Origin of the sequence: Microcoleus sp. Pol7_A1, assembly GCF_036701085.1 — a bacterium.
Taxonomy (GTDB): Bacteria; Cyanobacteriota; Cyanobacteriia; order Cyanobacteriales; family Microcoleaceae; genus Microcoleus; species Microcoleus asticus.
Window position 1 is genome coordinate 75333 of sequence record NZ_JAUBQD010000028.1, and the last position, 13648, is coordinate 88980.

Here is a 13648-nt window from a genome sequence, read left to right on the forward strand (position 1 = left end):
TAACTTCTCACTCCCAACAAATAACCCCGATTTGAGCGGTGTGCAAGCGGATTGTTGGGCGGACTTGGGCCAAGAAGAATCTATTGTTCCGCTCGATCCTGCTGGGAAGTCATGGTAGCGAGTCGCTCAGATGCCGACGGTGCTGGGCCATATTCGAGGTGCTGCCGTATCATCTGGACACACTCGCTTGGGCTTGATGTCGAGGTGTCGATTTCCAGGTCATAGATTCCCGGAATGTGAACTTCATGTTGCCACAAACGAACCGGAGGTGGTACGGGTGAGTCAACGGAACTTTCTGGCATTCGGCCCGTGTTACGTCGGCGTTCCATAACGATATCGATGAGGCAGCGAACGCCCGCGAACAAGACCGGCAATCCGCTTCCGGGCAGATACCGTTCTGGAGTAGCCTGCATAAATGTGTCAACACCCAGATTCATCCAGAGACCATCAAACGTTTCTTGGATGGCTGTGACAACGCTTGACTTATACCATTTTTTTAAAGATGTGATAGAGATAAAGAATGTAAAATCCAAGACCATCCGGTGAGAAAACCAATGACGCGAGCGGTGAAAGATGCCAAAATTTCCTGGACTTTTGTGCGGAGTTCGTCAAGATTACTAAACACCGACCAAGCTAAAGAATCTTTGAGATATTCCCACACTCTTTCTGTGGGATTTACTTCAGGACAAGCCGGAGGCTGAAATAGTAAAATAACATTGTCTGGTAATTCAGATGAGTCTAATTTATGAGCGGGTGCGTTATCAACTTGAATGATGTGTAATTCCTGAGGATATTGGATTGACAAAAGTTGTAAATATGCTTCAAAACAAACTTTGTCTAAATGCGAAAACTCCCAAAAAAAACTTTTTCCAGTAGCGCTAGATACTGCCCCATACAGCCAAAAACACTCAAATTTCCATTGATGCTTCTTAAGGGGCTTTACGCCTGAAAGCGTCTGTTTGCGCCGACGAATTGTATGCAGCCCTATCCGCGTTTCATCACTACACCAATAAGTGACTTTTTTATATTTGTTTACTTGAGGTAAAGCTTTGTGTAGCAAAGCTTTTATCTGTTGATGCAAGTTATTTTTGAATTCCTTAATCGCCGTAGATTTCTGAGAAATACTGCGAGGTCTGGGAATTTTTAATTTACTTTTCAATTCACCTTTAACCAAAGAATATACAGCCGGATAACTACTGGCTATTCCTTTAATCAACCAGAGCCAAAGATGAACTTCTTTATAACTCTGAAATCCTTCAGGGTCTCTCAATTCTTGTTGCAAGGTCGCTGCTATTTCAACTGAGAACTTTTTTGGGCGACCGAAAACCTGCCGATTTTTTAACAAATTTTCCAGACCGCCCTTTCTATATTGTCCGAGCCAGCGATGAATCGTTGCCTCACCTTTACCTAAAAATGTGGATACTTCCCGAACAGTTTCTACTTGTTTTGACTGAAATAAATAAAGCATTTGAACTTTATTATAAGCTAGGATTCTTTTTTGTTGCTTGAGGATTTCTCGCAAATCTTCTACAGATTCTGTGATGTTTATATGAGGACGACCAGACATTGTAATTCCCTCCTTTACTTTTTACACAAGTCTATCACATCTTTAAAAAAATGGTATTACCGGATCGCGGCACGCCGTTGAGGATGATGATCTGCCCAGGCTTCTGTGTTTGCTCCATTAACTGTGTTGATGCAACTGCCCGTCCGATCGATGCTTTACTTTTGCTGGCGATCCAGCGCCTCCAATCCCAATCAAGTGCTGCGTCCATTGATGCTCTAGAAACTCGCACAAGGAATTGTAAGTGAAGCGCTATCCCGATCGTTAACTTGCATAAATCACTTGATGCGTTTTCAAAATATTCGATCGCAGATAGGGATTTTCTAACCGATTCTTTTCAACCAAATCCACACAACGGTTAAATAAATGCTCTATTTGCTCCTGCATACTCAATAGATTGGATAGTGTGAGGCGGTGCGATCGCTCATAGGTAACTAATACATCTACATCGCTATCAGGGCGAAAATCATCCCGCAGCACGCCCGCCAAACAGGGCAAACTCGACAATGTTCCAGCGCTGGCAAAATTGCGCGATCGCATCGAGAGAAACTTTTAGGCGATCGCTAACTACATATTCTAAATCTGATTGCAACTCAACCATCCGCGAGCCAACCTCCAATCTTGTAGCTAACGTCTTTTAATTGTAACATCGCAGGTCTGATTGACATTCAGATGCTAATGTTTGAAGTAATTTTTACTTCGGAAAGAGCTGGCATCATTGCCCGACAGTGGGGACAAAACCAGCCAATTTCATGTTGGTGAATGTGCCGTAATAATGGATCGGAACAACAAGGACATTCGTGCATTATCTTTTACCTCTATAATTAATTAGGGAAAAACTATTTTAGGAGCGGCCGTATCTCCCAAATAAATATAGGCAGCCGATCGCAGTACAATTTCGGAATAGAGAATTTTTTGGATGTTTAAACTAGGCGCACGTTTTGCTGCGAAGTTGTAAGCTGCGATTTCCCCATCCAAACTGAAGTCACTATTTGTCAAGTAGTGGCCATAATCGTGCATTCCCTGAAAAATAAATCCATAAATAGGATTAGGATAAACAGCAGAATCGTAACTCTCAGCGGATACCCAAAGTTGCCATTGCTCAATATCCGCAAACATCTCTTCAGCGTTCTCATAACGCATATAATCTGAAAATTTTAGATTTAAGGGCAATTGTTGGAACTCACCCATCAGCCAATCACAGAGTTGGGCGATGGTTTCATCTGAAATTTCGGCTGGCTTGCCTTCCAGATACAGTCTGGCGAGAGTTTCTACTTGGGATGCAGTTATGTTTGCTTTTGTGAGAGTCATATCACTACTCTCCTAACCTTGAACTACCTTTAGTCTGACAGTTTTTGTCAACAACTTCTATGAGCTAGCTCATAGTTGGAAGAGAAAAAGTTAAGCCTATTTAATCGATCGCAGTCCCTGTTAATTTGTAATTGCTAAAGGTACTTGCTGTGAAACGCAACCTGCGGCTTTAATTAAATCTGCTGCCTTTTCGCCGATCGCAATTGTCGGCGCATTCGTATTTCCTGTGGTGATTGTTGGCATGATTGACGCATCTACCACACGCAACCCCTCAACTCCATGTACGCGGAGTTCAGAGTCTACAACCGCCATTGAGTCAGTTCCCATTTTGCAGGTGCCGACAGGATGAAACACAGTGCTGCAAACTTCCCGAATGTAAGCTTCGAGGGCTTCATCACTCTGATTGTCGGCACCGGGAGCGACTTCCTGACCCCGAAACTCATCAAAGGCACTTGTCTGAAATAATTTGCGGAGTAATTTAATTCCTGCAATGACTTTTTGCACATCAGATTCACTCTGGAGATAGTTCATCCGAATCATTGGTGGATCTTTCGGATCGGGCGATCGTAAAGATACACTACCAATACTCTCAGGATGGATCAAACATACTAAACCAGTGAATCCCGAATCAGAACGAGGAGGGGATGTCAACACAAGAGGGCTGAAGATCAACTGTAAATCAGGCGCAGCATCCTGATTACCCTCGCTATGCAAAAACAATCCGGCTTCAACGATACTACTGGTGATTGCAGGGTGTAAATCCTGAGTTGCCAGGTGTACCACAGGAATGAGAGGATGATCTTGGAGGTTTTGACCGACACCAGGCAAATCGACTACTACAGGAATACCCAATGATTCCAGGTATTCTTGATTACCAATGCCCGAAAGCATCAGCAGCTTAGGCGAATCGAATGCGCCAGCACTTAAAATCACTTCCCGGTTAACCCGGACTTGGTGCAGCGTTTCCTCGTATAGATATTCCACCCCAACGGCGCGGCTTCCCTCAAACAACAATCGAGTCACCAACGCTGCTGTCGTTGTTGTCAAATTTGGACGATCGAGAATTGGCACCAGGAATGCAGCAGCGGTACTGTGCCGTTTTCCATCTTTAATCGTCATCTGATAGAGTCCTGCGCCTTCTTGGTGCATCCCATTGAAATCAGGATTGTTGTGATATCCCATTGCTACAGATGCTTCTACAAATCGTTGGGATATCGGTGCCGGGGAAATTAGATCGGTAACGCTCAACTCGCCATCGACACCGTGGTATTCGGAAGCACCTCGTTGCTGGTTTTCAGATTTCTTGAAATATGGCAATACATCTTGATAACTCCAACCGAGATTACCCAATTCTTGCCAGCGATCGTAATCATGAGGATTGCCTCGGACATAAAGCATGAAATTAATCGAACTGCTACCGCCCAAGACTTTCCCGCGGGGATGAAAGATTTTGCGGTTATTGAGGTAAGGTTCTGGTTCTGTGAAGTATGCCCAGTCTACCTCAGAGCCTAGTAAGTTGAAGCATTCCAACGGGATTTGAATCTCTGGTTTCGTATCTGGATTGCCAGCTTCGAGCAACAACACGGTTGTTTCACTGTCTTCTGTCAGACGGTTGGCGACAACACAGCCTGCCGAACCTGCACCAATTACAATGTAGTCATAGTTCCTCATAAAATTCTCCTTTTTTGTTGTCTGTAATCGATTAATTTAGTCAGGCTAGAGGATTCAACTTTTCGTACAAGCTTTCTGCATCAAGATACGGTTGTTTTTGTACACCTCTAAAGTTCCAGACTTCGGGCTATCCAACGTGCCATCCCACACCCAATATTGATAATTGCCCTTCCGAAACTTATAGACTCGAACGCCTTCTGTAGCTTTGCTAGTACCTCCGCCCAAACTTAAATTACCGTTGGAACTGGTCGAGCGATATAGCAGTTCACCTGAACCCTTCTTTTTCCAAATATTAATGTTGTAACCACCCTGGCATCTCGTACTGAGGATGAGGTCAGCAGTAGAATCAGCAGACGCAGGTAAGGAAAAATTAGCTAAGACACAAATTGGTAGAGCAAGGAGTAACGCTGATTTTTTCAGTAGTGTTTTCATAGTTATTAAGAATGTTGTAGAACTCATTGGACTGCCATCATTTATATCGAATTGCAATCCAATTTCAAAGTATAACACCTCCTACAACCAACCCGTTTTATCTGCGTTGGCAGCTACCGCTTCAAAAACTGTATGGGGACTTTTGAAAGTTAGCCGCGCTTGTGGTTTCTGGAGTGCCACCATCGTTTTGACGTGTTCGTCTTCATCATCACGGATGTTTGCGAACACGTCGTATAGATTATCCACCTTGGGACGACGAAATTCATGACTTAGTGCAGTCTGAACTTCATCAAACATATAAAGATCGCCATCGCGATAGAAATTGATTGCCACCTGGGGCGCAGGTTGAGCTTTCAGTTCCGCTTCATAGGTTTTCAAGTATTCGTCATAGGTGTGGTAGGCATGACCTTCAATCAGTTCCATCAGGTAGTAGGCGTAAGAGGGAAACAGCATATAAATCAGCACTACCACCCAGTAGTAAGCCACGGCAACGTGTTGAGCGATGAAGCGATCGATCCAGAGGCGATCGCCCCCCAGTGATTCCATAATTAACAGATGGTGCAATTCGTTCCAAGTTTCAGCGAAGTGAACTTTCAACAAGTCTGCTTTGCGCCAGTAACCCAGCGTCTCGTAAAGATGCAGCACTGATAGATAGGAAAAGTAAGGCACGCGGGCGATCGTTTCCAGCATATAAAACCGAGGGTAGGAACGATTTCCGTAGACGACATCTACAAGGAAGACAAAAAAACCAACTATCAATCGAATCAAAACTTTCATGGTGCATTCCTCAAAAATTGAATACATTACCAGGGGTTCAGAACCCCGACTTCTCTGAGAAGTTGGGGTTCAGACTTGTACCTACTTACGCCAGTAGTTGTTGGCAGCAGCGACTGTGGCAAATTCTATAGCGACAACGTGACCAACTGCAATCAGCATCATGGCATCATTGCCATAAACCTCTCGTAACTGTTTGCGCTTTTCTTCATCAGGCTGAGTCATTTTGATAATCAGCCGTGCCATTTTGACTGCCAGTTGCCGTCCCTCTTCAGGGGTTTCTGTCAAAAGCGAGTTATTAGGAACCAATGTAACTTCGGGTGGTGTTACAACAGATGGATTGTTTGAAGTTATATTATCCATGTCAAAATCTCCAGAGTTAGTGTGTTTTTTAGAACAGCAACATTGATTGTCCAAGACCTCCCTAAATTCATCTGTTTAGATATCGTAGAATGAGATTTCAATAACTTCTATGAGCTGGCTCATACTTGAAGCAAGTAACCGATGGTTTTCGGTTACTTCTCTAAAGATATCTCCTGGCAAATCCGCTCTAGCTTTTCTGGATTCCGCACACTGTAAATAGACTGAATACAGCCATCCACAATCTCAAACGTCATCACACTGTGAATGTGGCCATCCAGATATTGGATAATGCCGGGTTGTCCGTTGATATCGGCTAAGTGAGAGACAGAATTAAGCAGCCATTTGCGACGAATGGCTAACAGCATCCGAGCCACCTTTACTGCTCCATGTATCGGCTTGAGGACTGAAACCACCTTGCCGCCACCATCTGAACAAAACGTCACATCCTTCGCCAGCAGCAGCAACAAATCTTGCAAGTCCCCTTTGGTGGAGGCATCTAAAAATTGGGCTGTAATCTGCTTTTGTTGAGGCCGAGAAACTGGGAAACGAGGACGTTGGTCGGCAAGATGCTGCTTCGCCCGTCGCAGGATTTGGCGACAGTTGGTGGGACTCTTGCCGATCATCTGACCGATTTCGTCATAGTCATACTCGAACACATCGCGGAGTAGAAATACTGCCCGTTCGATCGGAGATAAACGCTCCATTACAGTTAAAAATGCGATCGAGAGCGAGTCTGCTAATTCCATTAGATCGGTTGAATTTTCGGATTGTTGCGTTAACATCGGTTCTGGTAGCCAGGTACCGACGTATTGTTCTCGTTGGACACGCGCCGATCGCAAATGATCGATGCAGAGACGAGTAGTAATAGTTGTCAGATAAGTTTTTGCCGATCGCACCGTGGAGTTCGCCGTCTGTTGCCAGCGCAGGAAGGTTTCTTGTACCATATCCTCGGCATCTGTGACAGTTCCCAGCATTCGGTAGGCGATCGAGAACAGCAACGGACGATGGTGGTTAAAGTCATCCAGAGAACTCATAAAGCCCCCTGCTCTTGTTGCTGAATAGTTCTCAATGCCCAAAAGCCAATTCCCGAGCCTAATCCATCCACAATTAATATCAGGATGGCTGTGACTTGGAACACCAAACCCCAGCCTTCAAAGGCAACTTGAGACACATGATCGGGACTGATCGCGATGAAATGATTGTAGAGCCCAAACAGGAGCGATCCAGCCATTGAACTGAGTAAGAGCCAGCTACCAATGCGATAGAACTGTGTCCAAAGCAAAACGGCTGCAATGATGGGAATTAGAAAAATCACCGTACCCACAAACAAACTCTGAAGGAGAGAGAGGGGAATTGGGATTTCCAAATGCGCTAAACCATGCAGTCCGTTTGCGATCGCATGGATGACCGCGATCGTTGTTCCATATTGAGCAATCTTCATTTTATTTCTCCCTGATTAGAAAGCTTTCCAGACAACTCCTAGTGTTAGCCCGATCGAGATTAAATTGTCAGTTGGCCCTCTTCAACGGCAGTTTTAACAAGCCATTCCAACGATCGCGGTTGAAAATTTAGTTCGCGTTTTGCCTTAGCATTGGAGACACCTCGTAACTGGGTGCCATAGTAGACAGCATCTCCACCACTGATTCGCAGAGCATCCTCAACTGATACCTGCGGTGGCGGTGCAGCATTGAGCCACTGGGCATAAGCAGGAAGCCACACGCGCACCTCTAAGGGCCGATCGTCCGCAATCAAGTAAATACCGGGATTTCCCCGATCGACTGCCGCCACCGTCGCGAAGGCCGCATCCTCAATGTGAACCCAAGACCATACACCTTCGCCTTTTCCGACGATCGGGAATTGTTGCTGCCGCACCTGTTCGGCAACGTCTCCATCGGTTGCGTACCAAGTGCCGGGCCCGTAGAAGAAGCCGTAACGCAGGACAATTCCTTCTAGATTGGGGTTCCCTAGCAAGCGATGTTCAATCTCCTTCAGGGTGCGGGTTCCGTCTGCAACTGCGGGCGAAGCATCTAAGGCTAGGGGTGTTTCTTCATCGGCCAATCCTGTACCGGGAATCGCCCAAAAGGCGATCGACTGCCGGATGTAACGACGCACACCAGCCGCTTGCGCTGCCGCTAGGACATTTGCACCTCCTTCGAGACGGATGCGATCGTTCAGTGCTGCTGCCGCCTGCATTGTCTCAGGCGTGTAGGTTTTAGGCAGAGATGTGAGTTGTTCGATTACAACTTCCGGTTGAGCGCGAATCACAGCAGCTTTGACAGCATCTGCATCGAAGACATCTGCGATCGCAGGTTCCACACCTTGTTCAGCTAAAATCCGTGCTTTTTCTGGAGTGCGGGTCAACGCCACTACATCATGTCCTGCGCTGTGCAATTGGGCGAGTAGCGGACGACCGATCGCCCCCGTTGCACCTGCCACAAAAATTCTCATCTAGGAACCTCCTGTTGAAGCCTTTGAGGTATTTATAGATAAGACGAAAGAGCATCGTTAGTTGTGACAAGATGATTTAACTCAAACTTAAAATGGCGATCTGTCACTTGAGCTCAAGTGAAGCAATGGCATCGCTAATTTTCACCATGAGTGTCATTGGATCGATCGGCGAAACAGTAAACCCGCACTTCTGGTAAAACTGCTTCGCATCTTCGGAGATAGCGTGTACGAGAATTGCACGTATTCCTGCAATCTCAGCAGCTTGCAAAGTGCGAAGAATTGCATCCCGCAGCAAAGCGCGTCCGATGCCAGAACCTTGCCAGTTGCGATCGACTGCAAGCCGTCCAATCACCATAACAGGAATCGGATCGGGCATATTGCGCCTGACTTTACCCGTTGCAGCAGTTTGTGCTATTGCTCCATTTACAAGACAATAGTACGCAATCACTGCTTGGCGATCGCACAAAACATAAGTCCGTGAAGCCCCCTCTGACTCATTTTTCAGAGCGCGGCGCTTGAGCCATTCATCTAACTGACTGTTGCCTGAATCAAAGGTCTCAATTTGATGTAACGAGTTCAGTTTTTCAGGCGGGCAGAGTTGGCCTAAATCTCGATCTAATCCCACGGAGATTTTGTTTTTAGTAATGCGTTTAGCTTCTGATTTGGCGTCGGCGGTGCATCCAGCAGCGCCAAAAATTGCTTAAATTTAAGTTCATCTAACCCAAAAAAACAGCGGTCTAGAATCACATCTTGAGCTTTTTGGTAAGCTGATTCAAGCATGAACTCCGATCGGCTCTTTCCCTGTAATTGGGCCGCGCGATCGATGAGAGCGCGTTGATTCGGCTGAGCTCGAATGTTAATTGTCACATCACGGGTCTGGCTGACTGATTCTTCAGATGGTGGCGGGTGCATAACAGTTACCTCTGGCTAGATACATTAGTAATTAGAGCCAGTAGCCCTAGCATATTTATATTATGATTTTTGTATACACAATGTCAACACATCTACTGAATCCGTGATCGCGGATCTAGTTAACTGCGATGGAATCGTGAACTCACGCATTGTACGGGCAGTCCCCGCCGCCCCTGAGACAGGAGCGGCCTAAGTCCTGATGTTGCCTTTCTAGGTCTGTTTTTGATAGTTGACACAAATTTTTTAAACTTGTGCTAACTCTTGACTTACAGACTTACAGAGTGAAAATATGCTAAGACGCAAGCAACAAACAAACCAACCTATGAACTTTTCCCAGAAGTCAGGGGGCAAAAGTCCCACACCCACAAAAACCAACCCAACACAAAATCTCAACACCGGGGGGCTGCGGACATTACTCCTCGCCGCCGGGATAGCATCTCTGTGCGCTAGCTGTCAAAATCCTCCAGCACCCACCGCCACAACTACCGGAACCAGTCCCGCAGCCACTCCCGTCGCAGTCAGCAGCCCCGGAGATCCAAATACCGTCAAAATAGTCTCCATGCTGCCGATGACGGGTAGCGCATTGGGTCAATCTCAAACAATGGTCAACGGCATCAAACAAGCACTTGCCGAAACCGACTCCAAAGCTTGCGACGGCAAAATCAAAATCGAATACGAAGTGCTCGACGATGCCACTGCCGCCGCTGGCAAATGGGACCCGGGCCAAGTAACCTCCAACTCGAACAAAGCCGTTGCTGACGGTTCGGTAGTTGCCGCCATCGGTCACTATAACTCCGGTGCAGCCAAACTTTCCATTCCCGTGCTCAACCAAGCTAACATCGTCATGATCAGTCCGGCCAACACTTATCCGGGACTGACTAAACCAGGAAAAGGTGAAGCCAAAGAACCCAACGTTTATTATCCCGCAGGCACTCGCAATTTCACCCGCGTTGTCCCCGCTGACGACCTTCAAGGTGCTGTAGCTGGCAACTGGGCAAAATCTTTAGGCGTGCAAAAAGTCTACATTCTCGACGACCAAGAACTCTACGGCAAAGGCATCGCTGATGTTTTTGAAGCAACTTCTAAAAAGTTGGGAATTCAAGTCCTCGGAAGAGAGGGAATTGATATTAAAGCTAGCGACTACAAGGCGTTAATGAATAAGATCAAAGCTTTAAATCCAGACCTGATTTACTTCGGAGGCACTACTCAGAGCAACGCCGGACAAATAATTAAAGACATCAGAAATGTCGGGATGACGGCTGATACAGTCAAGTTCATGGGGCCGGACGGCATTAAAGATCAAGCTTTAATCGATGCCGGAGGCAAAGATGCCGAAGGAGTTTATGCTACTTTTGGCGGCTTGCCTCCTCAAGAATTGACTGGTGTGGGTGCGAAGTGGTACGAAAGTTACAAGGCAAAATATAATGCTGAACCGGAAGCTTATGCAGCATACGCCTATGAAGCTGCTAAAGTTGCGATCGGCGCAATTAATAAAGTTTGCAAAAATGACCGCGCTGCTATCCGCGAAGCTGTCTTGGCTACTAAAGATTTTAACGGGGTACTCGGCACTTGGAGTTTTGACACCAACGGCGACACGAGCTTGACTACAATGTCAGGAAATGTTGTTAAAGGCGGTAAGTGGGAGTTCGTGAATGCGCTCAAGACGGAATAATTAATCAGAAGGAAGAGGGAAGTTCGGCAACGGATTTTACAACGGATGTAATGGATATCGGGAAGAAGGAAGAAGGAAGAAGGGATAATAAAAAATTCTGCCTTTTTCCTTCTCCCTCCAATGTCCCATGCCCGATGCCCAATTCCCAATTCCCAATTCTCAATTCCCAATTCCTAATTCTCAATTCTCAATTCCCAATTACTCAAAAACATGAAAAACTGGAAAAGTATTCTCTTATATCTAGGTGTAGTTTATATAGTTTTGCTATTAGGCCCGATCGCAGGATTTGATTTGCCGAAAATTTTAGGAGAAATAGCCAGCAGTCCTGAAGTTTTGATTCAACAATTGTTAGTGGGTTTGGTCAACGGGGCGCTTATTGCAATTATTGCTTTGGGTTACACGATGGTTTACGGCATTATTGAGTTAATCAATTTTGCTCACGGCGATTTGTATATGTTGGGTGCTTTTGCTTCCCTAACTGTATTCGGGGCTTTTGGCATTCAAGACGGCGCGCCTTTAGGTATTGCTATACCGGTGATGTTAGTCGGTTTAATTGTATGTTCGGTGTTTTGTGCTGGACTGAATATTGTTGTCGAAAAGTATGCTTATCGACCTTTGCGAAATGCTCCCCGTTTGGCTCCTTTAATTTCAGCGATTGGAGTTTCTTTTATTTTCCAAAATATGGGGTTATTTTGGGGAGGATTGAAAGCTTTTATTCCGGTGATGGGTTCTAATTCGGCGGCTCCGAAAAGCTTTCCCGATTTATTGCCGCGAGTTGATATTCTCAAGTTTTTGGGAATTCAAACGAGTATTGTATTTACTACGAAAGATTTAATTGTGTTGGTGGTGGCTGTGGTATTGATGGTTTTGCTTCATCTGTTTGTCCAGTACACTCGTCTGGGAAAGGCGATGCGGGCAACGGCTCAAAGCCGCGATGCTGCTAAAATTATGGGGATTAATGTAGATCAGATTATTGCTCTGACTTTTTTGATTGGTGGAGCTTTGGCGGGTTCGGCGGGAATTTTGGTTGGTTTGTACAACAATACGATTGTGTTTACGATGGGGTTTACGGCGGGTTTGAGAGCTTTTACGGCGGCGGTTTTGGGGGGAATTGGCAATATTGTGGGGGCGATGTTAGGAGGGGTTTTGATTGGGTTGCTTTCGTCTTTGAGCGATCAGTATTTGTCGAGTCGCTGGACTAATGCTTGGGTGTTTGGGGTTTTGGTGGTGATTTTGGCTTTTAGGCCAGGGGGTTTGTTGGGAGAAAATGTTCAGGAGAAGGTTTGAAATTGCCGGGTTGAAAAAATGGCAAAAAATACTTACCACAATAATATAAGAACTGCCTTATAAAAGAATGGGTAGATAATTAAATTCGATGCTACTTCCCTTCTAATCTTTCATAGATAACATCGGTACGCATCGCATACTTCGTACCAGTTCTGACTGTACATCCTTCGTGCGTGAGTTTGTGTTGGAAAATCACAGTCATACCAGTTTTGGGGACTACGGTATGTTCGAGTTGTTCGGTGAAGCGAGTTTCTCCCCCCTCGAAATCAGCGTTCAGGTACACGAGAACGCTGTGAAGAGTCACCTGAGAATCACTTGGACAATACCAATGATCCATGTGAGGGGCAAATCGCTGACCCGATCGATAGCGATACATCCTCAGACGTTCGTTCAAGCCCACTAAAACAAAGTTACCCATGCGATCGGGAATGTGGGGACGAAGCCTCCGAAACAAATCTGCGGAAATTTCCGGGTCGTCCCTGATGACGCGATCCTGGTCGCGGAACATCGGATTATTTGTCGCGATCGCCGGTGCAGATGCTTCAATCAGAGAAATCAGGCGATCGCACTCCTTGGAACTATAAACGTTTTCTACGACCCACAGGAAGCATTCGGACTCGAATCGAAACGGTACGTCAGTATGAATATTCATGGCTGCTGGATATGTAGTTTTTCGTCAACATGATTCGATCGCGATCGGCGACGAATAATAAATCAAGCGCGAGATCGTTTTACGTTTTAGTTTTACCTTTTAAATATTCCCTGGTTTGAGCCAGCCAAAAACTTCGCCTAAAGTCAACTGCATTTCCGGCATAAAGTTAGGCATCGGAAGTATATCTGTTGGTTCTTGCAGTGAAATCGGCTGCTGCCTTGCGGGATAGGCTAAAATGTTTTTTTCATACGGATCGACCAACCAACCCATCTGACAACCGGCATTCAAACAGTGCAAAATATTGTTTGTAACTTTGGTTTGGCTTTGGGATGGAGACAAAATTTCTATTGTCCAGTCTGGGTGAGCATTAAATGTATTGGCAATTTCGCCGTCAGCGTCTAGGGGAATGCGATTCCAAACAAAAATCGCGACATCCGGAACAATAGAACGTCCGCCAAAGGTGCAGCGAAGTTCTGGTAGGGCTAGCAGGGTAAACGCATCTAAATTAAGTTGACAAAAAATCATATTTGTGCCTGAGCTAGTATCTGAGAAAACCATTCTT

The 13648-nt window shown here is 45.7% G+C and carries 19 protein-coding genes; 2 read left to right on the forward strand and 17 right to left on the reverse strand.

The genetic code is table 11. The features are described from left to right. Window positions 1–80: 80 nt before the first annotated feature. The 15 genes from QUA20_RS17055 to QUA20_RS17125 all read right to left on the reverse strand — a co-directional run bounded on the left by QUA20_RS17055 (window position 81) and on the right by QUA20_RS17125 (window position 9475). The gene (locus tag QUA20_RS17055; protein ID WP_333190121.1) at window positions 81–539 is read right to left on the reverse strand and encodes a phosphotransferase-like protein; all 459 of its coding nucleotides are present in this window, start codon (window positions 537–539) and stop codon (window positions 81–83) included. Next, a complete protein-coding gene (locus QUA20_RS17060; RefSeq protein ID WP_333190122.1) occupies window positions 497–1567 on the reverse strand; it encodes an IS630 family transposase in 1071 nt (356 codons plus the stop codon). Before QUA20_RS17060 ends, QUA20_RS17055 begins: the two co-directional genes overlap by 43 nt. Window positions 1568–1601: 34 nt before the next feature. After that, window positions 1602–1775: a hypothetical protein gene (locus tag QUA20_RS17065; protein ID WP_333190124.1), complete on the reverse strand. Its 174-nt coding sequence runs from the start codon at window positions 1773–1775 to the stop codon at window positions 1602–1604. Window positions 1776–1828: 53 nt separating this feature from the next. Then, window positions 1829–2071: a nucleotidyltransferase domain-containing protein gene (locus tag QUA20_RS17070; protein ID WP_333190125.1), complete on the reverse strand. Its 243-nt coding sequence runs from the start codon at window positions 2069–2071 to the stop codon at window positions 1829–1831. After that, window positions 2031–2165: a hypothetical protein gene (locus QUA20_RS17075; protein WP_333190127.1), complete on the reverse strand. Its 135-nt coding sequence runs from the start codon at window positions 2163–2165 to the stop codon at window positions 2031–2033. The genes QUA20_RS17070 and QUA20_RS17075 overlap by 41 nt, the downstream gene beginning before the upstream one ends. A 227-nt stretch (window positions 2166–2392) precedes the next feature. Next, a complete protein-coding gene (locus QUA20_RS17080; protein ID WP_333190129.1) occupies window positions 2393–2875 on the reverse strand; it encodes a transposase in 483 nt (160 codons plus the stop codon). Window positions 2876–2995: 120 nt separating this feature from the next. Then, window positions 2996–4546 carry a GMC family oxidoreductase N-terminal domain-containing protein gene (locus QUA20_RS17085; protein ID WP_333190130.1) on the reverse strand — a complete coding sequence of 517 codons (1551 nt, stop codon included), beginning with the start codon at window positions 4544–4546 and terminating at the stop codon, window positions 2996–2998. A gap of 54 nt (window positions 4547–4600) precedes the next feature. Further along, a complete protein-coding gene (locus QUA20_RS17090) occupies window positions 4601–4978 on the reverse strand; it encodes a hypothetical protein (protein ID WP_333190132.1) in 378 nt (125 codons plus the stop codon). 81 nt (window positions 4979–5059) lie between these two features. Continuing rightward, window positions 5060–5755 (reverse strand): alternative oxidase, encoded by a 696-nt coding sequence (locus QUA20_RS17095; protein ID WP_333190134.1) that lies wholly within the window; start codon window positions 5753–5755, stop codon window positions 5060–5062. 81 nt (window positions 5756–5836) lie between these two features. Next, window positions 5837–6115: a hexameric tyrosine-coordinated heme protein gene (locus tag QUA20_RS17100; RefSeq protein ID WP_333190135.1), complete on the reverse strand. Its 279-nt coding sequence runs from the start codon at window positions 6113–6115 to the stop codon at window positions 5837–5839. A gap of 152 nt (window positions 6116–6267) precedes the next feature. After that, on the reverse strand, window positions 6268–7149 hold the full coding sequence (locus QUA20_RS17105; protein ID WP_333190137.1) for an RNA polymerase sigma-70 factor: 882 nt from the start codon (window positions 7147–7149) through the stop codon (window positions 6268–6270). Then, complete coding sequence (locus QUA20_RS17110) at window positions 7146–7556, reverse strand: hypothetical protein (RefSeq protein ID WP_333190140.1); 411 nt, start codon at window positions 7554–7556, stop codon at window positions 7146–7148. Before QUA20_RS17110 ends, QUA20_RS17105 begins: the two co-directional genes overlap by 4 nt. A 59-nt stretch (window positions 7557–7615) precedes the next feature. Beyond that, window positions 7616–8563, reverse strand: a complete 948-nt coding sequence (locus tag QUA20_RS17115) for an NAD(P)-dependent oxidoreductase (protein ID WP_333190142.1) — start codon at window positions 8561–8563, stop codon at window positions 7616–7618. A gap of 103 nt (window positions 8564–8666) precedes the next feature. Then, entirely contained in the window at window positions 8667–9188 is a 522-nt protein-coding gene (locus QUA20_RS17120) for a GNAT family N-acetyltransferase (RefSeq protein ID WP_333190143.1), read from the reverse strand. Next, complete coding sequence (locus QUA20_RS17125; protein ID WP_333190145.1) at window positions 9179–9475, reverse strand: DUF1778 domain-containing protein; 297 nt, start codon at window positions 9473–9475, stop codon at window positions 9179–9181. The genes QUA20_RS17120 and QUA20_RS17125 overlap by 10 nt, the downstream gene beginning before the upstream one ends. A gap of 322 nt (window positions 9476–9797) precedes the next feature. Between QUA20_RS17125 and QUA20_RS17130 the strand changes: the two genes are divergently transcribed. Continuing rightward, complete coding sequence (locus tag QUA20_RS17130; RefSeq protein WP_333190147.1) at window positions 9798–11147, forward strand: branched-chain amino acid ABC transporter substrate-binding protein; 1350 nt, start codon at window positions 9798–9800, stop codon at window positions 11145–11147. A 210-nt stretch (window positions 11148–11357) separates the two neighbouring features. Further along, entirely contained in the window at window positions 11358–12434 is a 1077-nt protein-coding gene (locus tag QUA20_RS17135) for a branched-chain amino acid ABC transporter permease (protein ID WP_172191248.1), read from the forward strand. A gap of 91 nt (window positions 12435–12525) precedes the next feature. Here QUA20_RS17135 and QUA20_RS17140 read toward each other — a convergent pair whose 3' ends face one another. Both QUA20_RS17140 and QUA20_RS17145 read right to left on the reverse strand, forming a co-directional pair. Next, window positions 12526–13086 (reverse strand): 2OG-Fe(II) oxygenase, encoded by a 561-nt coding sequence (locus tag QUA20_RS17140; RefSeq protein WP_333190150.1) that lies wholly within the window; start codon window positions 13084–13086, stop codon window positions 12526–12528. 99 nt (window positions 13087–13185) lie between these two features. After that, the coding region (locus QUA20_RS17145; RefSeq protein ID WP_333190152.1) for a Uma2 family endonuclease at window positions 13186–13648 on the reverse strand (463 nt) is incomplete at its 5' end.

Excerpts from the sequence above, each read along its gene's own strand:
- QUA20_RS17055 (WP_333190121.1), bottom strand. The coding sequence starts at position 539 with ATGGTCTTGGATTTTACATTCTTTATCTCTATCACATCTTTAAAAAAA.
- QUA20_RS17060 (WP_333190122.1), bottom strand. The coding sequence starts at position 1,567 with ATGTCTGGTCGTCCTCATATAAACATCACAGAATCTGTAGAAGATTTG.
- QUA20_RS17065 (WP_333190124.1), bottom strand. The coding sequence starts at position 1,775 with ATGGACGCAGCACTTGATTGGGATTGGAGGCGCTGGATCGCCAGCAAA.
- QUA20_RS17075 (WP_333190127.1), bottom strand. The coding sequence starts at position 2,165 with ATGGTTGAGTTGCAATCAGATTTAGAATATGTAGTTAGCGATCGCCTA.
- QUA20_RS17080 (WP_333190129.1), bottom strand. The coding sequence starts at position 2,875 with ATGACTCTCACAAAAGCAAACATAACTGCATCCCAAGTAGAAACTCTC.
- QUA20_RS17085 (WP_333190130.1), bottom strand. The coding sequence starts at position 4,546 with ATGAGGAACTATGACTACATTGTAATTGGTGCAGGTTCGGCAGGCTGT.
- QUA20_RS17090 (WP_333190132.1), bottom strand. The coding sequence starts at position 4,978 with ATGAAAACACTACTGAAAAAATCAGCGTTACTCCTTGCTCTACCAATT.
- QUA20_RS17095 (WP_333190134.1), bottom strand. The coding sequence starts at position 5,755 with ATGAAAGTTTTGATTCGATTGATAGTTGGTTTTTTTGTCTTCCTTGTA.
- QUA20_RS17100 (WP_333190135.1), bottom strand. The coding sequence starts at position 6,115 with ATGGATAATATAACTTCAAACAATCCATCTGTTGTAACACCACCCGAA.
- QUA20_RS17105 (WP_333190137.1), bottom strand. The coding sequence starts at position 7,149 with ATGAGTTCTCTGGATGACTTTAACCACCATCGTCCGTTGCTGTTCTCG.
- QUA20_RS17110 (WP_333190140.1), bottom strand. The coding sequence starts at position 7,556 with ATGAAGATTGCTCAATATGGAACAACGATCGCGGTCATCCATGCGATC.
- QUA20_RS17115 (WP_333190142.1), bottom strand. The coding sequence starts at position 8,563 with ATGAGAATTTTTGTGGCAGGTGCAACGGGGGCGATCGGTCGTCCGCTA.
- QUA20_RS17125 (WP_333190145.1), bottom strand. The coding sequence starts at position 9,475 with ATGCACCCGCCACCATCTGAAGAATCAGTCAGCCAGACCCGTGATGTG.
- QUA20_RS17130 (WP_333190147.1), top strand. The coding sequence starts at position 9,798 with ATGAACTTTTCCCAGAAGTCAGGGGGCAAAAGTCCCACACCCACAAAA.
- QUA20_RS17135 (WP_172191248.1), top strand. The coding sequence starts at position 11,358 with ATGAAAAACTGGAAAAGTATTCTCTTATATCTAGGTGTAGTTTATATA.
- QUA20_RS17140 (WP_333190150.1), bottom strand. The coding sequence starts at position 13,086 with ATGAATATTCATACTGACGTACCGTTTCGATTCGAGTCCGAATGCTTC.